Origin of the sequence: Chryseobacterium capnotolerans (genome assembly GCF_021278965.1) — a bacterium.
Classification (GTDB): Bacteria; Bacteroidota; Bacteroidia; order Flavobacteriales; family Weeksellaceae; genus Chryseobacterium; species Chryseobacterium capnotolerans.
The window spans coordinates 4762488-4784432 of sequence record NZ_CP065589.1; the positions used below are offsets into that span (position 1 = coordinate 4762488).

The following is a 21945-nucleotide window of genomic DNA, read 5'->3' on the forward strand; positions in this document are numbered from 1 at the left end:
CTCTAATACTTTAAGAAATGACTCAAGTAGACAAACCTATCGACAACGATTTCTTCGATTTCAACCTTATCTGTAAATAATTACAACAGAACAAAGGAATTTTTAAAATAATTATTAACCTCTAATACTTTAAGAAATGACTCAAGTAGATAAACCTATCGACAACGATTTCTTCGATTTCAACCTTATCTGTGGATAATCAACACGAAGCAAAGGAACTTTTAAAACAATTATTAACCTCTAATACTTTAAGAAATGACTCAAGTAGATAAACCTATCGACAACGATTTCTTCGATTTCAACCTTATCTGTAAATAATTACAACAGAACAAAGGAATTTTTAAAACAATTATTAACCTCTAATACTTTAAGAAATGACTCAAGTAGATAAACCTATCGACAACGATTTCTTCGATTTCAACCTTATCTGTGGATAATCAACACGAAGCAAAGGAACTTTTAAAACAATTATTAACCTCTAATACTTTAAGAAATGACTCAAGTAGATAAACCTATCGACAACGATTTCTTCGACTTCAACCTTATCTGTGGATAATCAACACGAAGCAAAGGAACTTTTAAAACAATTATTAACCTCTAATACTTTAAGAAATGACTCAAGTAGATAAACCTATCGACAACGATTTCTTCGATTTCAACCTTATCTGTAAATAATTACAACAGAACAAAGGAATTTTTAAAACAATTATTAACCTCTAATACTTTAAGAAATGACTCAAGTAGATAAACCTATCGACAACGATTTCTTCGACTTCAACCTTATCTGTGGATAATCAACACGAAGCAAAGGAACTTTTAAAACAATTATTAACCTCTAATACTTTAAGAAATGACTCAAGTAGATAAACCTATCGACAACGATTTCTTCGATTTCAACCTTATCTGTGGATAATCAACACGAAGCAAAGGAATTTTTAAAACAATTATTAACCTCTAATACTTTAAGAAATGACTCAAGTAGATAAACCTATCGACAACGATTTCTTCGATTTCAACCTTATCTGTAAATAATTACAACAGAACAAAGGAACTTTTAAAACAATTATTAAACTCAAAAACTTAAAACATGACTCAAGTAGACAAACCTATCGACAACGATTTTTTTGATTTCAATCTTATCTGTGGATAATTACAGTGAAAAATTAACTGAACTAAATTAAATACTAAAATCAAAAAAATTTAACAATGACTAAAATAGAAAATCCTATTAATCACGATTTTTTCGATATTAACGTGATGTGTACTTACTTACCAGATTATCCTCAACAATAACACCAACAGAAGGAGTGATTTTTCACTCATGATTAATCACTCCTTCTTTAATAAAAACTTTAATACTATGAATATCTCACATAATTTCTTTGTATACTTTAAAAACAACGAGCCCATTTTATTTAATTATAAAGACAAAAAAGAGTACAGTGTAAGAAAAGAATACCTTAAAACACTTATTGATTACTCGCAAACTGAAGAGCACCCTACTGCAGAGAACGCAATTATCAATGATCTTATTACAGCTGATGTTCTAACCGAAAACAACAATCTGGAGGAACCTTACTTGCATTATTATGCTCATATGTTCAACTACATTACTAAAGATACCTCTTTATCAATGTCAGATTCTACAGAAGAAGAATGGGCCAGCCAGTATCTTGATATCTGCAAAAGAGTAAAGAAACAGGAATTTCCAAGAAGAGGCCAGGTAGAAGACTATGAAACGGTATACAAATTACCAGAACCTACTCCAATACAAACAGACTTTTATGATACTTTAAAAAGGAGAAAAACAATCAGAGAATTTCAAGATACAGAAGCAAGTCTTGAACAGCTGAGCAACATGCTTTTTTACACCTTCGGTTATATTCACGGTGAAGAAGAAGAATACAAACCTTTTAGAAGAAGAAGCAGCCCTTCAGGAGGAAGTTTACAAATTATTGAGCCTTATATTACGGTATTCAATGTTGAAGGAGTTGAAAAAGGAGTTTATTGGTATGAGCCTGAAACCCATTCTTTATGTAAGGTAACCGATGAGTTTTCTTATCAGGATTTAAGAGAATGTTTAGCGGGTCAGTTTTTCGGTGGTAAATGTTCATTTGGAATCTTTTTCGCTGCTAATCTTGAAGTTTTAGCATGGAAATATAAAACTCCGAGAAACTTTAAAGTTGTATTATTAGAAGCAGGTCACTTCTCTCAAACGTCTCAATTGATTGCTGTATCTCAGTCCTTACAAACCTGGATTACGGGTGCATTCAAAGATTCTGCTATAGAAAAGTTCTGTAAAATGGACGGAATCAAAAAAATACCTGTTTTTTTCACAGCTTACGGAAAAGGGGATTATTTATCTATGCACTCAATCATGAGAAAAAAAGTAGATGAGTATAGTTCTAACTAAAAATTCCGATAGCATCTGTGAAAATTATTAATCAAAATATAAATTAATATGAATTCACAAAAAGAACTGCTAAAAAGGTTTTTAAAATATATCAACCCTTACGTTAAAGAAGAAATTATTCTTTTTGTTTTGATGATTATTTCAAGTGCTGGGACATTGGTAACACCCTATATGCTGAAAGTCATCATTGATGATGTATTTCCTAAGGGAAGTTATCAGGACCTTGTGATATTGATAGGAGTATTGGTAGGAATATATGTTCTTCAGGTCATTTTCTCTTTGATTTCTGATGTAATGTCTACTACTGTAAGCAAGAAGATCTCTTCAGACATCCGGGAAGAAGCTTTTGCCAATATTTTAAATAAAGATGTATCTTTCTTTAAGAACTCAAAAGTTGGAGAATTGGTATTTACCCTGATGAATGATGTGGATAATATCCAGCTGACAATTTCTTCATTACTGATCAGATCAATAAAAAACATCATTATTCTGATCGGAGTAGTCATAATGCTTTTTATACTGGATTACAAACTTACATTATTAAGTCTCATCCTTCTTCCTGCCGTTGTTCTGGTGATTAAGGCTTTTGCCCCTCATATAAAAAAGAATTTTAAAGGAATACAACATTTGGAAGGACATCTCAATAATTATCTTGTAGAAAGAATAAAGAATATCAGAGTGATTAAAAGCTATGGAACCAACCATTTTGAAATGCTTAATATCAAAAAACAGCATAGTGATCTCGTTGGAAAACATTCAAGAGGTACATTTGTAAGCGGTCTCAACACCGGTGCATCTTCCCTGCTCATGTCCTTAGCCCCTGTCTTAGTGTTATCTTATGGTGGATATCAGGTTTTTCAAAATACGATGAGTGTAGGAGCTCTTATTGCCTTCATACAATACCTTAACAGACTGTTTACTCCTACTGTTGAGATTGTATCTACTCATAATCAATTCTCGAAATCACTTATTTCAATGAAAAGGGTCTCAGAGTATTTTGATGAAACAAAAAAAACAGTAAATGAATCATTAGAGCCTGAGAGACAAAGTATTCATGAAATTATCTTTCAAAACATATCTATTAATCATGCCGGAACAGATATTTTAAAAGAAATAAACTTATCTTTCGACTATGGAAAAACCTATATCCTGAGTGGAAAGAGCGGAAGTGGAAAATCATCTATCATTAATTTGTTATGTGGTTTTGCAGAGCCAACGGAAGGTCAGATATTAATCAACAATGAAAATATCAAAGAAAATACGTATTGGCAGAATGAATATTGCCTGATAGAAAAAGAAAACCAATTATTTCATGATACCATACGCAATAATATCCAGTATGGAACTGATAATAGCAGATTTGAGCTTGATGAAATCATAAAATATGTTCAGCTGGAAGATGCTATAAAAAAATTGGAAAAAGGACCAGACAGCCTCATTTCTTTCAGTGGTGGAACATTTTCAGACGGACAGAAACAGCGCCTATCTATTGCAAGAGCAATTAACAGATCTCCATCTGTATTTATATTTGATGAATCTACAGCATCATTGGATGCAAAACTGGAGAATGAAATTATTAAAACCATTCGTCTCCTTTTCCCCGGATCTATCATTATTATTGTTTCTCACAGATTAGAAACTCTTGAATTGGCAGATCACATTTTTAAATTAGATAAAGGAAATATTGAGCAGCAAGATGTGCTCTCAGAAGCAATATAAACCCAAATTAAATTATAAGATTATGAAAAAGATACTTTTTGCATTTTTATTATCAATGACTACTCAGGCATTTTCTCAAAATGTACCATTCAAAACCTTACCTTCGGGCCACATTATTGTTCCCGCAAAAATAGAAGGGATAGAAGGAAATTTCATACTGGATACCGGAGCTGGAATCAATCTTTTTTTTAATGATTTTGCAGCTAAATTCTCTCAAAAACCATCTTCTTATAATTTCTTCACAGGCTTCAGAGCAACCGGAGAGCGTATTGATATTCCTCTTTTTACAAGCAAGGAAACCATCTTAGGAAAAAATAGCTTTAAAAATATCCCTTTCTCAACTGTAGATATGAAAATACCCGGAATTGACGGATTGATTTCATTAAAAACATTTGAAAAACAAGATCTTGTGATTGACTTCAAAGCTCAGGAAATAAGTTTTTCTGACAAGGCTCCCCAATCTTATTCAAAATCAATTGATATTTTCCTTTCTACACAACAGGATGATACATTAGATATCTTTACCTATGTCACCTTAAATAATAAATACAAAATAAAAGTATTACTAGACTCCGGAGCAGGCAATAACTCCTTCTGGTTCAGTGATAAATTAATCTCCACCCTTAACCTCGACACCAAAAATATGCAGATTATTGAAAAAGAAAGTGAATTCAATAAATCTGTGAAAACAAAAATCTACAAAGGCAGCATTTCCCAAATTTCAAATGAATACGCTACTTTAAAAGACCAGAATGTGATGTTTGTAGAAAATTTAATCTATGAGGGTAAAACAAGCATCAATTGGTTAGGTAATAAAATTGTTATCAGTATAAAAAATAAGAAAATATATATTCTCGAATAATTACACCCATTCAACATCATTATATAATGTCATAAGGAAGTTTCTATTTTCTTATGACATATTGTTTAATAAAAGAGATGTTGAAATGATGAGGATGAAAATTAAATTACAACAACCCTAAGCCATGTACAACATCACCAATAAACAAATGATTATTAAACTTTTATACTTTCCCTAAAATCATATTTTCTCAGATTCTTCGTTTTTTGATCCAGATCAAAGTTTTGCTTTTGTCAGCACAATAATTTTGCCGTACAATAAAGAAACTTATGGCAGAACTTGAAAACATTATATGGATCTCTATCATTCTCATCGTCATTATTTCAGTAAAAGAAAGGCTCAAATTAGCACTTCCGCTTTTACTTTTATCAGCAGGGCTTATATTAAGCCTTACAAGGCTGGTTCCATCTATAGACATGAGCCCGGAGATGATCTTTTATGTTGTTTTACCACCCATTTTATTTGATGCAGCCTGGAATACATCTATTCCGGAATTCAAAAAAGAATTTTCCAAAATATCACTATTGGCTGTAGGATTGGTTTTTCTGACAACAACTATCATTGCCATCATTGCCCACAGTATCATTCCCGGTTTTTCATGGCCGTTAGCTTTTATTTTAGGGGCAATCATTTCACCTCCTGATGCTGTAGCAGCTACCAGTATAACCAAAGGACTTCCATTACCCAAAAAACTGGTTACCATTCTTGAGGGAGAAAGCCTTTTGAATGATGCATCAGCCTTAATTGCTTATAAATGTGCATTAATAGCCATTGTAAGCGGCGTTTTTTCTTTCTGGAAACCAGGATTTCAGTTTGTAACCATCAGTTTAGGAGGAATTATCGTTGGGCTGGTTATAGGATATCTATTCCTGAAACTTCATAGGTTTCTGAACGGAAACAGCAATGCAGAAACCTTTGTCATTATTTTATTACCATTTGCCACATACAGTATGGCTGAACATTTGGAATGCTCCGGAGTTCTTGCTGTTGTCGTTTTAGGAATGTTTCTGTCATGGAATTCCTTTTCACTTTTCAGTGCTAACAGCAGAATACAGATGAGCCACTTCTGGGATGTTATTGTCTTTGTTCTGAATGGTTTGGTTTTTCTGATCCTGGGAATGCAGCTTCCACAGATCATTGCAGACATTCCTCATTCTGAACTGCCAGTTTTAATCCTGTATGGTCTTCTTATTTTTGGAATACTTATCGTTATAAGACTGTTTATCATTTTTACATTTCCTTTATTTTCAGGAAATAAAGTCAAAAAAGAGACTAGATTCTTTTCACAGGCCAAAAAAGAATATATCATTTTATCGTGGTCCGGAATGAGAGGTGTTGTTTCCTTAGCTGCTGCATTAGCCCTGCCTTTGCAGGATAATGATGGTACTGTAATTCCTCAAAGAAGCACCATTCTCTTTATAACATTTGTGGTCATCATTTTCACTTTACTCATTCAAGGTTTTACGCTGCCTCACCTGATAAAGCTTATAAAGCCGGCTGAAGAAGAAGAAAAGAATGAAAAAGAACTGAATATTCTCTTAATCGATCAATCACTTTCCTTTCTGGAGAATAAAAAAAGAGAGCCTTCCATCACTGAAGGCATCGTGTCAGGAATGATCGAAAAATTAAAGAAAGAAGAAACCGAACTCTACCAAACCGGCACAACTGAGCCTATAGACTGTATAGAATGGAGAAAAGCCTATTTCAATATTGAACTTCAGCTTATAGAATTTCAACGGAAGGAACTTATTAAAAATTATTACAAAGGTGAATATTCACTTGAAGTGATCCGCAAAAAGAGTGGGAATTAGATTTTTGGGCAACCACCGTTTATCATGAAATGGAAACATTAGGATATAAAAATCAGGTTTGATCTTCCTTTTTTAACCTAAGTCAAAGTTTTTCATTTCCGGCATGTCCAACTTTGCATTACCAATTTTAAATACAGGATAAGAAATACGAATACCTGGCTATTACAGCACTAACAACAGACAGATAGTCATTGGTTCTTATATACAATTTAAATATTTACTTATGGAAAATATGTTAAAAATATTTGGCGCAGATTCCAAAACAAGAGTTGAAAATGCAATAGAAGACCTACAAGTTGGCAAAGGTGTTTTGCTAATTGACAATGAAGACAGAGAGAATGAAGGTGATCTTATTTTCTCCGCAGAACACATGAATGAAGAAGATATGATCCAGATGATCCGGTATTGCAGCGGTGTAGTCTGCCTTTGTCTTACCCATGAAAAAGCTGATGAATGATGACGGAACCATGTCCAGGTTTCCACAGATTGTAGTATTTGCATTAAAGCATGATTTAATGGTTTTATCCATACAAGATATCATCGAATACAGACAAATGCACACTTCGGATAACTTATTAGCAGAAAATGTTTTACAATAAAATTTAACCACAATGAATTCAACCGAAACAAAAAAAATACGCTCAGTGTTTCATGTGAAACATAAAGAGTATATTACCCCCCATTTTATCAGGGTTACTTTCAATATTAATGACAATCAGGCAGAAATGCTCACTAATGTAAAATCTGGTTCAAATAACAAGATATTTATCCCTGCAGATGAAACAGATACACAGGGAATTGTAAGAACCTATACCAACCGAAAAATTCATCTTGAAAACAGAGAACTGAGCATTGATTTTGTAGCACACGGGGACAACGGACCTGCATCAGCATGGGCGTTAAACGTACAGGAAGGAGATTTTTTAGGCATAGGAATGAAAGAAAGTACAAGACCTTTAGTTCCTGAAGCAGATGCTTATCTGTTGGTAGGTGATGCCACTGCCCTACCTGTTATCTGCGCAATTGTAGAACAGCTGCCTGAAGGAGTAAATGTTAAAGTATTGATGGAAACATTCGGAAAAGACGATGAAATACTTTCCTGCTCTGCAGCCAATGTAGATATTGAATGGCTTTACAATCCGACACCGGAAAAAGGAAGCCAACTTGCAGAAGCGGCCAAACAGTTTAAATTTCCTGAAGATGAGCAAAGAAAATATGTGTATGTCGCTGCGGAATATTCTACGGTAAAAGAACTTCGTGATTATTTCAAAGCTGATGCAACTCTTGATTCCCGCGCTCTGCATGCTGTATCTTACTGGAAGGCTGGTGAATCGGAAGACCAAGCTGGATTACATAAAAAACAATCATCATAGGATCGTTTTTTAACCCACGTCAAAGTTTTTATTCATTCGATAATGGAATTTTGCAACACGATTTAAATATAAACTATGAACATTCAATCTATTGTCATCGCCCTGGATGAAAGTATTTTTCTCCACGAATTGCTTCCTGGGGCTTTGAACTGGCCGTTTTTTTAAATGCTACAGTGAAGCTGCTACTCGTAAGGAATAATACAGCTATTCTGAATGCCTCACTAGCCAATACTTCGATAGAAGATGATGACTCGATGGAAAAGCAAATGGCTAAAATTAAACAGGTTACCGAAAAATTTAGTTTGGTAGAACATTCAACGACAATTCTTAATGGTGATCCGCAGGAACAAATCATTCAGTTTATGGCTGACAACAGTGCAGACCTATTAATTGTAGGCACCCATGGAAGAACCGGATTAGATCATCTCATCAGTGGCAGTACCGCAGAATACATCATCCGCCACTCTACTACTCCGGTATTGGTCCTTCCCTACAACCACGAAAAACACTAAATCTTATATTACCGGTGAAGGCTCTGAAGAGTATATTCAGGCGTTGGAAAGTTCTGAGCTTCTTTATATTTATTTCAGAGATTTTCAAAGCCTTTTAAGCAGGGTTCCGGGTTGGGAAAAGTTTTACATCTACTATCTGGAAAACGCTTATGTGAATAATACCCGGCATCTGATGAGCTTTTTAACCATGGATGCCACGGAAAGATATAAACAGCTTCTGGAACAGAATCCAGCCGTAGTACAAAGGCTTTCTAACAGAATGGTGGCCAATTATCTGGGCATTTCGCAGGAATCTTTAAGCAGACTGAAAGGAAGACTCTACAAATAAAAATAACCAACTAACATCTTTATTTTTTTACCAGACTCATCATTGGGTCTGGTTTTGTATATCAATATAAAATGTTACAAAATAAAATCGGCACAAAACAGATTGTGCCGATTTAACCACTATTAAAAACTAACGAAAAGATTATTTAATCCTTTATTTCTTTATAAATTTATTTCTATAGACCTCTCCTTTGGTGCTTTTGGAAACGATGATATAATTTCCGGGAACTAAATGGCTTACATCAATACCTTGTTTGTATTGATGGTCCTTTTTCTGAAGAACCAGTTTTCCGGACATATCCATAATAGTAACTTCTTTATACTCCTCAGATTCTTTTCCGATATAAAGGAATTGTGCCGTAGGATTCGGGTAGATATTTAATGTATTTTCTTTATGCTTCACTTCTCCTGTTCCTAAGTTTCCACAAAACTTCCAATTACTATACTCTAGTTTTACGAAAGCAAAGGGGTCTAACATTTGGCACTGAGTAGGACAATATTCCGTACAGGCATAGAAACCATATTCTCCTGGTTCAGAAGCAGTATAGGTATCTCCCGTCACATTAGGAATCACGCAAGGATCCCCGGTAAAAGGAGCCGTAGTTGTCGGAACACATTTGAACCATGTATGAGGACCATATACTACGGGAAATACATTATCAAACTTCACTGGAGCCTCATTGCATACATGCACTATTCCACCATCTACAATCTCATAAGTTCCCGGAACAAAAGTGGACATCATCGCAGGTAAGCCATACACATATCCATCTGCCATCACTGCACCACTTTCCGCGGCACAATCACCTTGTGTAACGGCTACCTTAAAATAATACAACTGGTCATTTCCATTAATGGTCAATTGTTGTGAGGTAGCCCCTGGAATTGCTTCCCAAGGATTATTATTAGGGCTTTGCCAGGTCCATTCCTGTTTATACCACTGATAAGTAGAATAAGTTTCTGTAGTGGACAGTATTTCATCTTCATTTTCACAGAACAGGATCTTATCTGCGAACATTGCCCCTAATCTTGGGCTGGTAATGACAGGATTACACTGCGCTTTTATATTCAGAAGGCTAAACAATAAAAATGTTAAAAAAATCAGTTTTGTTTTCATATATATTGACATTTAAGTTGATTTCTATTGTAAAGTCATCAGCATTAATCAATCAACAATCTGATCCCGAATTTTACATTAAAATGCAGGGGGTTTTCCTTATAAATCGTGTTAGGAGAGTTTTCATCCTTAAAATGATATCCAATTCCCGGTTCCGCATAAACCCCTAACCTATTGACCAACTTCATCTGAAGTCCTACTGCCGTATTTACTGAAAACGACAGTGGTTTATGATCCAATTTTTCCTCTGAAATTTCTTTTACTTCATCATTTACTACATAACTCGTTGTAATACTTCCTGATATGGGCTTTTCTACCAAAGCTCCTCCTGTAATATATCCTGTAAATCTTCCTTTCTGTATAACATTATAGTTAACCTGAACAGGAATTCCGACATAGTGAACCTTCTGCTCTCCTTTAATATAATTATCATCACTTCCTGAATGAAGCTCAGAAGCAAGTTTTGTATAATTTATTCCTGTTCCTACGCCCCATCTTTTGCCTAGATTATAGTATACCGACAGTCCAAATGTTACCGGTACTTTATGCCTGATCCTTGCTTCTACCGGCTTACTTTGATTAGCTAATAATATTTGCGTCAGAGGATCATTTATATATTCGGAAGCGCTCCATACCTGTTCAAAATTCAACGGCTTGCCACTCACAGACGCGTAACCATGGAATTGTTGTTCTGCAGAATTGGAAGAGGCATTCCCCGTAAGCATACTTAGCATCCATTTCTTTTCCGATTTAGACTTTATATGCTTCGTCTTAGTATTATCCGCATATTTTTCCGGCAGCTCTTGTTCCACTTCATTTACTTTCTTCTCCCCTTCTTCATTCTTTACTTTATCATTCACCAAAGGCTTTTCTTTGGTTTTACTTTCATCTGGAATCAAGATCGGCTGCTCTAATTGATCTGCTTGCATAACATCCTGAACTTTTTCATCATTTCCGGATTCTTTTCCCCCTGTCTTTTCAGACTTTGCCTGTTTTATATTTTTAGCAAAATGACCTATTGTATTAAAATCATTCTGTTCTAAAGAAATATCTGCCTTTGAGTTTTTCCAAATCTTTCCACTCTTTTCTTGTTCTATATTGTTCAAAGGCAGATTTGTATCTGTATTTTTGTTAAAATCTAACGGATTCTGTGAATGCTTATTCTGATTCTCTTCCGGCACTATTTTCATCATCATAAAGATCAAAACAGCCGCCGCAGCAATACCACCAATACGGTACAACCAGGATTTGCTTCCCGCATTTATATCTTTTACCTTTTCTTCTCTATTTTCAGTATCAATTGAAGGAATAAAGCCCGTAATAGGTTTATTTTCCCTGCCTCCTGAGAATAATTCATCCCTGATGTCATCCCACAATCCTTCCCGGAACCTCATCTTCATGGTTCTCCATTCTGCTTCTGCAGGTTATCGAGCCATTCGTTATTCATACTGTGCTTTTTTTGACATTTTAAATTCCTTTATTTTCTGAACCAGCAGCCCTTTTGCACGATGAAACTGTGATGCTGAAGAATTTTCTCCAATACCCAGCAGTGATGCAATTTCCTTATGACTTTTCTTTTCGAAGACATATAAGTTAAAAACAGTTCTATACCCATCTGGAAGAGACTGAATTAATCTCATAATATCTTCTTTCGGGATCTCCTCAAAATCAGGTTCTTCTTCATTCGGAAGATCGGGCAGATCTTCTACTTCAACGGAAGACTTAAAGTCTCCCTTCTGCCTGATATACTTCAGAGACTCATTTACTGTAATACGGGTAATCCATGCTCTAAGAGAGCCTTCTCCCCTGTATTCAAATGCTTCTATAGAACGAAACATCTTAACAAAACTATTCTGAAGTACATCATGCACATCTTCTTTTTCTGCAATATATCGTGAACACACATAGGTCAGATTCCCTGAATAAGCTCCAAAAAGCTCTTTCCAGGCGGCTTCCTCCTTCTCCAGAAGGCGGTTTACCAAAATCTGTTCTTTACTTTCTCCCATGTACTGCTCCAGTATACGATATATTGATTAAAATTTTAAAGCAAAAATAGATTGCATCGTATAAATACAATCTATTTATAGTAATAACCATTAATTAATATTTTACACAGAACGGAAAATTATAATTAATCGCTTCATAAGGGGCAAGTACTGTACCGTCTACGGTAATTTTCTCAGCAGTCAAAGCAAATCGCAATGAACCATCCATCCCTACATAAAACCCTTTCTGCTTAGCATTCAATGTCACTTCTGTCTTTTTAGTCTTCCCATCTACAGGAATCAGCAGCTCCATAGGTTTGGGAGCTAGAGATAGCTCGATTACATTGTTCACTGTATTGATAGAAGCGGTATATTTAATTTCATACTTTACCTTTCCTAATGCTTTAATAGCCTCTTCTGCTTTTACCGGGTCTTTTACTACTGTTTTCACAATCTCTTCCACTGGAAATTCTGAAAACATAATCGTATCTTTTTTTGCTTTAAAATTCTTTATTTTTTCCGTTTTGCTTTCTCCCTGTATAGTAATGAGTCTTCCTTTATAATTTCCATTTATATCTTCCAGTTTTACCGGGATAATTTCCGGACTGTCCACACTACACGAATACAAAGTAACCCCTGTTAATACAATTAGAATAGCTGTTAAAAATTGAGATACTGTAAATTTTTTCATTGCATTATTTTTTCATTAAACATTAATTATTTTGAGTACTCATTGATATAAATCTCATTTTCCGAAAATCTTGCATGCATTATTCAAAAAAAAATAAAAAATTCTCATAACTCATTGATTTAATGAACTAAAATTTTAATCCAAATAATTTTTCTTCAATAAAAATGATTATTGTTCTGAAATTTATAAGGCCATCATATAGATATTTAATCAAGCATTTACGTATATAACAAAAAAAGGAAGCTACATTATATAACTTCCTTTCTTCTCTTTTCATCTGCATCTACTCTATACCTCCACCTAGTGCACGATATAGATCTACCTCAGCATTTAATCTTTCCAACGTTACGTTGATTGCTTCCAGATCATTCTGAAGCTTATTATTCTGGGCTGTAATCACCTCAAGATAAGTTGCCATTCCACTTTTATACAGTTTCAAAGCATCCCCAATTCCTTTATCAAGAATGGCGGTTCTCTGCTCTAAAAGCTGCAGCCTCTCAGAAGTCCCTTGAGTTTTAGCCATGGCATCAGAAACTTCACCAACCGCTGTCATCACCGACTGTTTAAAATTGATTGCTGCTTTTTCCTGCTCAATTAATGCCGTTTCATAAGCTGTTTTCAATTGTTTCTTCTGAAAAATAGGTGCCGCCAGGTTTGCTGCCACTGCTTTAGTAATAGAACCCGGAACATCAAACCATGAACTGAATTTATTTGAATTTACTCCAATCTGCGGACTCAGGCTGATACTTGGATACATCGCCGCTTTTGCCAATCCTGTTTTTGAATTCAGACTGATAACATTGAACTCCGCCATCTTAAGATCCGGTCTTCGGCTTAACAACTGTGCCGGAAGTCCTTCTGAAAGTTTATTTCCTGGAATCATCATTTTCAGGTCTCCAGATCTTTCAATCTTCGCCGGATATTCACCACAAAGGATACTCAAAGCATTTTCCTGAATGGATATATTCTGCTTGGCCAGAGGAATCAGGAGTTCAGCCGTTTTCTTCTGTGCTTCCGACTGCTGTACCGCCAATGAATTGATCTGCCCTGCCTTAAACTGAAGATCCATCATTTTAAGAGTATTATTGCTTAGCTCAATATTCTGTTCTGCAATTTTCATCTGCTCATCTAAACTTATCAAATTATAATAAGCCTGGGCTACCTGAACAATGATTCTGCTTTTTACAGCATTTAAATTTTCTTTCTGGGCAAAGTATTCTGCTGCTGCCGATTCTTTCTGCATCTTCGCTTTCCCCCAGATATCAACTTCCCATGAAAGTCTCAGATTGGCACTGAAGTCATCCATATGGGTGGTTCCTACAAACTGCTCATTCAATGATCCGTTAAGCGTATTTTTGGAAGCCCAGCTTCTGTTTGCTCCGGCACTAAGATCGAGTGTTGGAAGAAGGGATAACTTAGCTTGCTTGTACATCAAATCAAGCTGTTCTATATTTTTCAGTGCAACATTTACTTCATTATTCCTAGCCAGTGCTTTGTCTATTAAGCCGATCAGCTTAGGATCCTTAAAGAACGTCTTCCATGGAAGCACTACGGTATCTCCTGTTACCTGCACAGATTCTTTGTAAATTTCCGGCATCTGAAGATCTGTTCTTGCATAAGGTTTCCCCACGGCGCAGGACACCAGTATTGATGCCATTGCGCCTGAAATAAGGAAATTCTTTATATTAAATATTCTCATTTGTCAATTGATTTTGGATTACAGGATACTTCTTTTTGGATGAAAATTTCTCATCCAGATATTGGAAGAACATATACAGAACAGGAATTACGAATACTCCTAATACAACTCCACTCAACATTCCTATGGCAGCACTTACACTGATGGATTTATTTCCTGAAGCCATTCCTCCTGTAGAAATCATCAGCGGAATCATCCCTACAATAAAGGCTAATGAGGTCATAATGATCGGACGCAATCTCGCCTTTGCTCCTTCCAGTGCCGAATCCAGAATAGAAAGTCCTGATTTTCGCCTCTGGACCGCGAATTCTACAATAAGGATCGCGTTTTTCGCCAAAAGACCGATAAGCATAATCAATCCTACCTGTACATAGATATTGTTATCCAGCCCAATTGCTTTGATTCCTAAGAATGCTCCTACAATTCCCGTTGGAATGGAAAGCATGACCGCCAATGGAAGAATATAACTTTCATATTGTGCTGCAAGAAGCAGATACACGAACAGTAAACATAATCCAAGGATCACAACGGTTTGGCTTCCTGCTGATTTTTCTTCCAGGCTTAATCCTGTCCATTCATAACTATAGTCAGAAGGAAGCTTATTTAAGGTTGGCTCAATTTTATCCATTAAGGCTCCGTTACTGATTCCCGGTTTTGGTACCACATTAATGTTCAATGAATTATAAAGATTATATCGCTGAACAGATTCCGGACCATATACTTTTTTTAAAGTGATTAGGGTATTGGCGGGAACCATTTCTCCTTTATTATTTTTCACAAAAATATCATTGAACGCCTGCTCATCCATTCTGAAAACACCGTCTGCTTTAATATTCACTCTGTAGAATTTTCCGAATCTCGAGAAATTCTGAGACTGATCTCCTGAGAAATAGGTCTGTATAGAGTTTAATAAATTGGAAATACTAACCCCTAACTGCTTGGCTTTATCTTCATTCACTTCAAGCTCCAGCTGTGGATAATCTGCTCTGAACATGGTATAGGCATACGCCACTTCCGGAACCTGCATCAACTGCCCAATCACATCATCTGCTTTTGCTTTAAGAACCTGTGGATCTCTGGCCATACGGTCCTGAAGGACAATCTCAGCGTCATTTGTTACTCCATATCCTTCTACCGGAGGCATTCTGAAACTCATTACACTTCCTTCTTTGATCACAGACAGCTTTCCGTTAACCATATTCATGATCTCGTCAATATCCTGAACCGCTCCTCTTTCTTTCTTAGGTTTTAGTTTCACAAATCCCATTGCATAGGCCGGTCCGGCACTGTTGCTTAACAGGTTAAATCCTGTAATGGATGTATTTTCCTGAACAGCATCTACTGTTTTTAAGATCGCATTGATCTTATTGGAAACTTCTGTGGTTTTAGTTAATCCGGTTCCTGGAGGCATACTTAATGAATAGATGAAGAATCCGTCATCTTCCATCGGAACAAAGCTCTTGGTTGTACTGGTCATCAGCCATGCTGAAAGCCCTACAATTCCGGCTACCAATCCCGCTGCAATCCATTTACGTCCAATTAAAAATCTTACTCCTTTCGCATACCGTTCCGTCATATTATTGAACCCTGCATTAAAGGCAACGGCAAATCTCTGTCCGAATCCTTTTTTCTTTCCGCCTTCTTCTGCATGGTGATTTTTCAAAAATACCGCACATAAAGCTGGTGTTAAAGTAAGAGCATTTACTGCAGAAATGATAATCGCAATGGCTAATGTATAGGCAAACTGCTTATAGAATAATCCTGCAGAACCTGACATAAACCCAATCGGAATAAACACCGCAGACATCACCAATGTAATGGAAATAACAGCTCCTGTAATTTCACCCATCGCTTTGTGCGTTGCATCTCTCCCTGAAAGATTTGTACCCTCCATATTACTGTGAACTGCTTCCACTACTACAATGGCATCATCCACGACAATACCGATTGCCAATACAAGGGCAAATAGCGTCAGTACATTAATGGTAAATCCTAATACTAAAAGGAAGAAGAAAGTACCAATAATCGCTACCGGAACTGCAATGGCCGGAATAATGGTAGATCTGAAATCCTGTAAGAAGATAAACACTACAATAAATACAAGGATAAATGCTTCTATCAGAGTAGATTTCACCTGTCCTGTCGCTTCATCCAATCTTTCCTTGGTACTCATCACTTTAGTGTATTTGATCCCTGGAGGGAAAGATTTTGAAAGCTGATCAATCGCTTTATTGACTCCTATTTCAATTTCATTGGCATTGGATCCTGTAGTCTGCATAATGGCCACAGTAACCGCATTTTTACCATTAGAAAGGTTATCGCCGCTGTTATTGATGGATCCAAATTCTATTCTGGCAACATCTTTAAGCCTGATCACATTGGCTCCGTCATTTTTAACGACTATATTTTCGTATTGTTCAGGCTTGTTCTTTTTCCCTTTATATCGGATTACATATTCTAATGCAGCATTAGATTCTTCTCCTAATTTACCGGGAGCAGATTCTAAACTGTGGTCAGCAATCGCGTTGGAAACATCAGAAGGTTCCAATCCATAAGAGGCCATTTTCTGAGGATTCAGCCAGATTCTCATGGAATAATCTTTAATTCCGAAGATCTGTGCCTGTCCAACCCCTTTTACCCTTTTTACCTGTGGAATAAGGTTGATATTAGCATAGTTCTGAAGAAAGGTTTCATCATATTGCTTATTATCTTCAGTATAGATATTGAAAATCAAAACCATACTGTTCTGCTGTTTTGAAGTGGTAAGACCCATTCTTATCACTTCCTGAGGCAATATTGGTGTGGCCTGCTGTACTCTGTTCTGTACATTCACCGCAGCCTGATCGGCATTTACTCCCTGTTTAAATATCACTGAGATGGTAAATGTCCCGTCATTACTTGCCGTGGATTTCATGTAACTCATGTCTTCCACCCCGTTGATTTGCTCTTCCAGCGGCGTTACTACGGAACGAATCACCGTTTCGCTATTTCCTCCCGGGTAGGATCCGGAAACCGTAATAGTAGGCGGAGAAATATCCGGGAACCGGGTCACTGCCAGCTGGTTTAATCCTATGATCCCTAAAATGACAATGATAAGGGATATTACCGTCGCCAGTACCGGACGGTCTATTATCTTTTTTAACATTTTCGAATTTTCTAAGAATGATTATAAAATTATTTCGAAGGAGCTACTTTAGCCACAACCAGCGCTCCATCTGTAAGGGCATCTATCCTGTTGATAGCGATCTTGTCTCCTGCATTCACTCCATTCTTCACAAAGTAATCCTGAGAAGTACTTCCTGATACTTCAATCTGCGTCATTTTCACTTTATCTTTTCCTTCAAGTTTATAGACAAAGAATCTATCCTGAATATCTTTTACAGAAGTTTTCGGAAGCTTTACTACACCATCTAATGCATTGTGGATCAACACCCTTCCTGTTCCTCCTGATCTTAATAATTTATCCGGATTCTGGAAAACTGCTTTCATCTGAATACTTCCGGTATTTCTATCAAAGTTTCCACTGGCGTTTTCCAATCTACCTTTGAAGCCATACTTAGAGCCATCTGCTAAAATAAGTTCTACGTTTTCAGTATTTTCCCCTGAAGCTGCGGCCCTGCTATGGGCAATAAAGTCAGCTTCATTCATAGAGAAGTAAACATTTACACTGCTTATATTAGAAAGTGTTGTTAATGGTGAAGAATCAGACGGACTGATGAGGTTTCCTACCCTGTTCGGGATTCTTCCTATATAGCCACTCACAGGAGCTTTAATGTAGGTAAAATTAGCATTGATCTTTGAAGAACCTAAGGAAGATTGTGCCTGAGCCACCTGTGCTGATGCTGCTTTAAGACTTGCTTGTGCGGTTTTCAACTGCATATCAGAAACTACTTTTCCTTCTACAAGAGGTTTTAGTTTTTCAACTTCCAGTCTTGCGGTTTCCTGGGCTGCCAAGGCAGACTTTAATGCTGCTTCATTGGTATTCACCTGCTCATTATATACTGATGGATTAATTCTGAACAATATTTGGCCTTTGCTAACAAACTGTCCTTCTTTGATGTATACCGCTTCCAGATATCCTGTCACCTGTGCTTTTATTTCCACATTATCCTGTCCTTCCATGCTTCCCGGATATCCCGTCGTGACGTCTTCATTTCCTGATTTCACCTGGATGAAATCGGTAGGAAGGGCCTGCATCTGCTGTGCATTTTCCTGAGCATTTCCTGATCCGCAAGAGTACAGTACTGCGGCAGCCATAAGTGAAAGTGCCAGGTATCCTTTTCTATAGTTCATAACATTTGTTTTTAAATTTTACAACAGCAAAATAAGTTCATATAATAAGGATATATGTGCAAAAATCTGGTGAAGCGTAGTTAATCGCAGATGAAACGTATCATACCAAAAATGAAAAGAAAAGGGGGTATTTCGGTGATTCAGATCGGTAAAAAAGGGCTTTTTCGCTTTAGTATTTCAAAAATACGGTTGGGGTTTTAATTTATACGTTTCGCTTTTAAAATTCTAAGATCAGGCTATTTCCTCTTCTAATTTCGCAGTATCAAAACATCAAAAAATAAGTCAATAATTTAAATTTTTATTAAATGAAAAAGTTTTTAGCAATCACAGCGATCGTATTAGGATTAGGAGTACAGGCTCAAACTACCACACCGAAAAAGGAATCAGGAATAGAGCTAATTCCAAAAGCCGGAATCAATATTGCCAATCAATCCATTAAAAATGTGAATGGTGAGAAATCAAAGACGTCCTTTCAAGCTGGCTTAGGGGTAAATATTCAAACAGGTATCAAAAACTTTTCTGTGCAGCCCGAGGTTAATTTCATAAGCAAAGGAACAAAGTTTAAAAATAGCATTGGAAGCGAAACGTACAATTTTAATTATTTAGAAATTCCGGTATTAGCAAAATACAGTTTCGGTCCATTGTATGTAAATGCAGGTCCTTCTATTGGGTTTCTTATGGGAAAAAATGATAAAATGAAAGCAGCATATGGTAAAACCAAATCAATAGATTTTGGAATGCAGATGGGTGCCGGAGCAGCCATTCCTGCCGGGCCAGGAAAAGTGATTATAGATGGCAGATATAATTTAGGATTAAATAATATCTCTGATGAGAAAGGGGTAGATGTGAAAAACAGAGGTTTTGCGATCTCTCTGGGATATGCTATTCCTTTATAATCTTTAATTTATAGCTTTTTCTTCATATGGTCCCTTCATGAGCAATTCGTGAGGGGATTTTGTAATGAGAGAGTTGGAAGCTGGAAGAGGGAGGCAGGAAGTTACTATAGTGCATACAACTTCTGACAGGTATAAAAGGATTTTAAAGCCTTTCTAAAAAGCATTAATTAAAAATGATCTTCATTTGTCTTATCCATTCAAGAACTTCCCTCTTCCAGCCTCCAGCTTCCTCTCACTAATAATCCATCCAGGACTTGAAAATGGAAGCCTTTTCACGACTTACGATCACCTCCATTTCAGGCTGTTTTCTCAATTCCAGTTTGAGCTTTCCGTTGAAATGATTAAAGATCTGTTTTACAGAATCTATGTGAATGATAAACTGCCTGTTAGCACGGAAGAAAAACTTTGGATCCAATTGTTTCTCAAGTTCTTCAAGTGTTTGTGGAATATTTTCTACAACTCCGGTATTCAGCATAGCTTTACTGATTCCCAATTCCGTGTAAAAGTATAAAATGTCTTCTGACAATACGGTTTTATATCCGTCACGATGAACGATAAGAAATCGTTTTCTGTAGTCTTTAGGCTGGATATAATTGAGCAACCCTTCAATGGCTGATCCTACAACAGGAACCGCTTCCATAAAGGTTTCATACCGTTTTAATGCGGCGTCCAGTTCTTCTTCTTCTATGGGTTTCAGAAGGTAGTCTACACTGTTATATTTGAAGGCCTGTACTGCATATTCATCATATGCTGTTGTAAAAATCACAGCACTTTTAACTTCATGTTTATTAAAAATTTCAAAGCTTAGACCATCTGCCAGACGAATATCCATCATAATGATATCCGGAACGACATTATTTTCCAGCCAATTCACCGTAGAAGTTATTGAATCTTCTACGGAAAGAATTTCAATGTGTGGTCTTAGCTTTAGCAATAGCCTTTTTAACCGGTCTGCATTAGGTCTTTCATCCTCGACTATTAAAATTTTATTAATCTTCATATCAACGGGAGTTTTACAATAAATTTATCTTCTGTTTTTTCTATAATCGGTTTTGTATAGCCCAGAATCTCATATCTGGCAATAATATTGGTAAGCCCCACTCCTGAAGAATCCGGCTTATTGAGTAACGGTAAAAAGGTATTGGCAACCACCAGCTCTTTTTCCGAGTTTGTATACACATGAATTTCCAATGGATTAGCCTTTGAGGTCTGGTTATGCTTGATTGCGTTTTCTACCAACAATTGCAGAGATAATGGAAGCGTGTACATGGATCTGTACTCTTCCTGGATATCAATTTTAAATACAACACCTTCCCCAATTCTTTTTTCAATCAGAAAAATATAAGAGTCCAGAAACTTCAATTCTTCTTCTACAGCAATGATATCTTTCTTGGAATTGACCAGCAGATATCGATATACCCGGGCAAATTTTTCTGAATACTCATATCCCAGCTGCTGATCTTCCAGAATAAGCTCTGAAAGTACACTTAGGTTATTAAAGATAAAATGTGGATCTATCTGCAGTTTAAGGGCCTGAAGTTCAGCGGCCATAGCTGCTTGCTTATGCTTAGAAGCTCTTAATTTATGCTGCGCTGCTTCCACAGCAGTTCTTTTCCAGTTTTGAAGCAGGTAATCTACCGTATTAAAACCACTTATAATAAGAGATATTACAATATTTGTGGCTACCCATTGTCCTAATAAGGTATATTCTTTCCGGGAGTCCATTTCAGGTAAGTTGTCTGAGGTACAGTCTACAATGGCATTAATGATCATCACAATCAGGACACTACCTACAATCTGAAGAAATCCCTGTATCAACAATCGCTTGATCGTTCTGTCTTTCCAGGGAAGCAGTTTATTGAGCGACGCATCAATAAGGATACTTACCTCCGATATGATAACTGAAAAAAGAAACACCCATGAAGCGTCTTCAATAATCATCTTTAGCGGAGTGTTCAAATATTCCTGCCAAACCGGATCAAATGGATCAATCAGATAAGAGAAGCCACAAAAAGCAATCACCGCTACAGCCCAGATTACCAGCCTCCTTTTCATTGTGGAAAGGAACTTTTTACTTCGTCTTAAATTTTTTCTGATGGTTGCAATCCTATTCATTATCCGGGACTTTGTGAATGTAAATATAAAAATAGATTTCAGAAGAGTTTTCTCTATTTTCAACGAGACCGCCAAAACCATACCTGAAACGTAAAATAGACGAGTTCAAATGAAGATGACGTTTCATCACCT

The 21945-nt window shown here is 36.4% G+C and carries 19 protein-coding genes; 10 read left to right on the forward strand and 9 right to left on the reverse strand.

Annotated elements, in window-relative coordinates; translation table 11 throughout:
* Positions 1-1360: 1360 nt before the first annotated feature.
* The 9 genes from H5J24_RS22795 to H5J24_RS22830 all read left to right on the forward strand — a co-directional run bounded on the left by H5J24_RS22795 (position 1361) and on the right by H5J24_RS22830 (position 9018).
* Positions 1361-2413 carry a SagB/ThcOx family dehydrogenase gene (locus H5J24_RS22795; RefSeq protein ID WP_167386960.1) on the forward strand — a complete coding sequence of 351 codons (1053 nt, stop codon included), beginning with the start codon at positions 1361-1363 and terminating at the stop codon, positions 2411-2413.
* 48 nt (positions 2414-2461) lie between these two features.
* Entirely contained in the window at positions 2462-4132 is a 1671-nt protein-coding gene (locus tag H5J24_RS22800) for an ABC transporter ATP-binding protein (RefSeq protein ID WP_068940956.1), read from the forward strand.
* A 22-nt stretch (positions 4133-4154) separates the two neighbouring features.
* A complete protein-coding gene (locus H5J24_RS22805) occupies positions 4155-4994 on the forward strand; it encodes an aspartyl protease family protein (RefSeq protein ID WP_167386961.1) in 840 nt (279 codons plus the stop codon).
* A gap of 269 nt (positions 4995-5263) precedes the next feature.
* Entirely contained in the window at positions 5264-6805 is a 1542-nt protein-coding gene (locus tag H5J24_RS22810; RefSeq protein WP_232815891.1) for a Na+/H+ antiporter, read from the forward strand.
* Positions 6806-7028: 223 nt separating this feature from the next.
* Positions 7029-7262, forward strand: coding sequence for a 3,4-dihydroxy-2-butanone-4-phosphate synthase (locus H5J24_RS26285; protein ID WP_068940960.1), 234 nt, complete (start codon positions 7029-7031; stop codon positions 7260-7262).
* Positions 7243-7404, forward strand: a complete 162-nt coding sequence (locus tag H5J24_RS26290) for a 3,4-dihydroxy-2-butanone-4-phosphate synthase (protein ID WP_390881144.1) — start codon at positions 7243-7245, stop codon at positions 7402-7404. The genes H5J24_RS26285 and H5J24_RS26290 overlap by 20 nt, the downstream gene beginning before the upstream one ends.
* A gap of 12 nt (positions 7405-7416) precedes the next feature.
* A complete protein-coding gene (locus H5J24_RS22820) occupies positions 7417-8178 on the forward strand; it encodes a siderophore-interacting protein (RefSeq protein ID WP_068940962.1) in 762 nt (253 codons plus the stop codon).
* Between the two features lie 173 nt (positions 8179-8351).
* A complete protein-coding gene (locus tag H5J24_RS22825) occupies positions 8352-8690 on the forward strand; it encodes a universal stress protein (RefSeq protein ID WP_232815892.1) in 339 nt (112 codons plus the stop codon).
* Positions 8611-9018: a Crp/Fnr family transcriptional regulator gene (locus H5J24_RS22830; RefSeq protein ID WP_232815893.1), complete on the forward strand. Its 408-nt coding sequence runs from the start codon at positions 8611-8613 to the stop codon at positions 9016-9018. The genes H5J24_RS22825 and H5J24_RS22830 overlap by 80 nt, the downstream gene beginning before the upstream one ends.
* A gap of 153 nt (positions 9019-9171) precedes the next feature.
* Here the strand turns inward: H5J24_RS22830 and H5J24_RS22835 are convergent, their stop codons facing one another.
* The 7 genes from H5J24_RS22835 to H5J24_RS22865 all read right to left on the reverse strand — a co-directional run bounded on the left by H5J24_RS22835 (position 9172) and on the right by H5J24_RS22865 (position 18802).
* On the reverse strand, positions 9172-10134 hold the full coding sequence (locus tag H5J24_RS22835) for a T9SS type A sorting domain-containing protein (RefSeq protein ID WP_068940968.1): 963 nt from the start codon (positions 10132-10134) through the stop codon (positions 9172-9174).
* A 44-nt stretch (positions 10135-10178) separates the two neighbouring features.
* The gene (locus H5J24_RS22840) at positions 10179-11534 is read right to left on the reverse strand and encodes an outer membrane beta-barrel protein (protein ID WP_232815894.1); all 1356 of its coding nucleotides are present in this window, start codon (positions 11532-11534) and stop codon (positions 10179-10181) included.
* A 39-nt stretch (positions 11535-11573) separates the two neighbouring features.
* A complete protein-coding gene (locus H5J24_RS22845) occupies positions 11574-12140 on the reverse strand; it encodes an RNA polymerase sigma factor (RefSeq protein WP_068940972.1) in 567 nt (188 codons plus the stop codon).
* A gap of 94 nt (positions 12141-12234) precedes the next feature.
* Complete coding sequence (locus tag H5J24_RS22850) at positions 12235-12810, reverse strand: DUF4840 domain-containing protein (RefSeq protein WP_068940974.1); 576 nt, start codon at positions 12808-12810, stop codon at positions 12235-12237.
* A 283-nt stretch (positions 12811-13093) separates the two neighbouring features.
* Entirely contained in the window at positions 13094-14509 is a 1416-nt protein-coding gene (locus H5J24_RS22855; protein WP_068940977.1) for an efflux transporter outer membrane subunit, read from the reverse strand.
* Positions 14496-17654, reverse strand: a complete 3159-nt coding sequence (locus H5J24_RS22860) for an efflux RND transporter permease subunit (RefSeq protein ID WP_068940979.1) — start codon at positions 17652-17654, stop codon at positions 14496-14498. Before H5J24_RS22860 ends, H5J24_RS22855 begins: the two co-directional genes overlap by 14 nt.
* Positions 17655-17683: 29 nt before the next feature.
* A complete protein-coding gene (locus H5J24_RS22865) occupies positions 17684-18802 on the reverse strand; it encodes an efflux RND transporter periplasmic adaptor subunit (RefSeq protein ID WP_068940981.1) in 1119 nt (372 codons plus the stop codon).
* Between the two features lie 305 nt (positions 18803-19107).
* Between H5J24_RS22865 and H5J24_RS22870 the strand changes: the two genes are divergently transcribed.
* Positions 19108-19698 carry a porin family protein gene (locus H5J24_RS22870; protein ID WP_068940983.1) on the forward strand — a complete coding sequence of 197 codons (591 nt, stop codon included), beginning with the start codon at positions 19108-19110 and terminating at the stop codon, positions 19696-19698.
* A gap of 235 nt (positions 19699-19933) precedes the next feature.
* Here H5J24_RS22870 and H5J24_RS22875 read toward each other — a convergent pair whose 3' ends face one another.
* Both H5J24_RS22875 and H5J24_RS22880 read right to left on the reverse strand, forming a co-directional pair.
* Positions 19934-20698 (reverse strand): LytR/AlgR family response regulator transcription factor, encoded by a 765-nt coding sequence (locus H5J24_RS22875; protein WP_068940985.1) that lies wholly within the window; start codon positions 20696-20698, stop codon positions 19934-19936.
* Complete coding sequence (locus tag H5J24_RS22880) at positions 20695-21813, reverse strand: sensor histidine kinase (RefSeq protein ID WP_068940987.1); 1119 nt, start codon at positions 21811-21813, stop codon at positions 20695-20697. Before H5J24_RS22880 ends, H5J24_RS22875 begins: the two co-directional genes overlap by 4 nt.
* Positions 21814-21945: the final 132 nt, after the last annotated feature.

What these genes read in the sequence shown, in the direction of transcription:
- H5J24_RS26290 (WP_390881144.1), top strand. Translation starts at nt 7,243, where the DNA reads ATGAAAAAGCTGATGAATGATGACGGAACCATGTCCAGGTTTCCACAG.
- H5J24_RS22800 (WP_068940956.1), top strand. Translation starts at nt 2,462, where the DNA reads ATGAATTCACAAAAAGAACTGCTAAAAAGGTTTTTAAAATATATCAAC.
- H5J24_RS22880 (WP_068940987.1), bottom strand. Translation starts at nt 21,813, where the DNA reads ATGAATAGGATTGCAACCATCAGAAAAAATTTAAGACGAAGTAAAAAG.
- H5J24_RS22835 (WP_068940968.1), bottom strand. Translation starts at nt 10,134, where the DNA reads ATGAAAACAAAACTGATTTTTTTAACATTTTTATTGTTTAGCCTTCTG.
- H5J24_RS22820 (WP_068940962.1), top strand. Translation starts at nt 7,417, where the DNA reads ATGAATTCAACCGAAACAAAAAAAATACGCTCAGTGTTTCATGTGAAA.
- H5J24_RS22810 (WP_232815891.1), top strand. Translation starts at nt 5,264, where the DNA reads ATGGCAGAACTTGAAAACATTATATGGATCTCTATCATTCTCATCGTC.
- H5J24_RS22840 (WP_232815894.1), bottom strand. Translation starts at nt 11,534, where the DNA reads ATGAAGATGAGGTTCCGGGAAGGATTGTGGGATGACATCAGGGATGAA.
- H5J24_RS22795 (WP_167386960.1), top strand. Translation starts at nt 1,361, where the DNA reads ATGAATATCTCACATAATTTCTTTGTATACTTTAAAAACAACGAGCCC.
- H5J24_RS22870 (WP_068940983.1), top strand. Translation starts at nt 19,108, where the DNA reads ATGAAAAAGTTTTTAGCAATCACAGCGATCGTATTAGGATTAGGAGTA.
- H5J24_RS22875 (WP_068940985.1), bottom strand. Translation starts at nt 20,698, where the DNA reads ATGAAGATTAATAAAATTTTAATAGTCGAGGATGAAAGACCTAATGCA.
- H5J24_RS22845 (WP_068940972.1), bottom strand. Translation starts at nt 12,140, where the DNA reads ATGGGAGAAAGTAAAGAACAGATTTTGGTAAACCGCCTTCTGGAGAAG.
- H5J24_RS22805 (WP_167386961.1), top strand. Translation starts at nt 4,155, where the DNA reads ATGAAAAAGATACTTTTTGCATTTTTATTATCAATGACTACTCAGGCA.
- H5J24_RS22860 (WP_068940979.1), bottom strand. Translation starts at nt 17,654, where the DNA reads ATGTTAAAAAAGATAATAGACCGTCCGGTACTGGCGACGGTAATATCC.
- H5J24_RS26285 (WP_068940960.1), top strand. Translation starts at nt 7,029, where the DNA reads ATGGAAAATATGTTAAAAATATTTGGCGCAGATTCCAAAACAAGAGTT.
- H5J24_RS22855 (WP_068940977.1), bottom strand. Translation starts at nt 14,509, where the DNA reads ATGAGAATATTTAATATAAAGAATTTCCTTATTTCAGGCGCAATGGCA.
- H5J24_RS22850 (WP_068940974.1), bottom strand. Translation starts at nt 12,810, where the DNA reads ATGAAAAAATTTACAGTATCTCAATTTTTAACAGCTATTCTAATTGTA.
- H5J24_RS22865 (WP_068940981.1), bottom strand. Translation starts at nt 18,802, where the DNA reads ATGAACTATAGAAAAGGATACCTGGCACTTTCACTTATGGCTGCCGCA.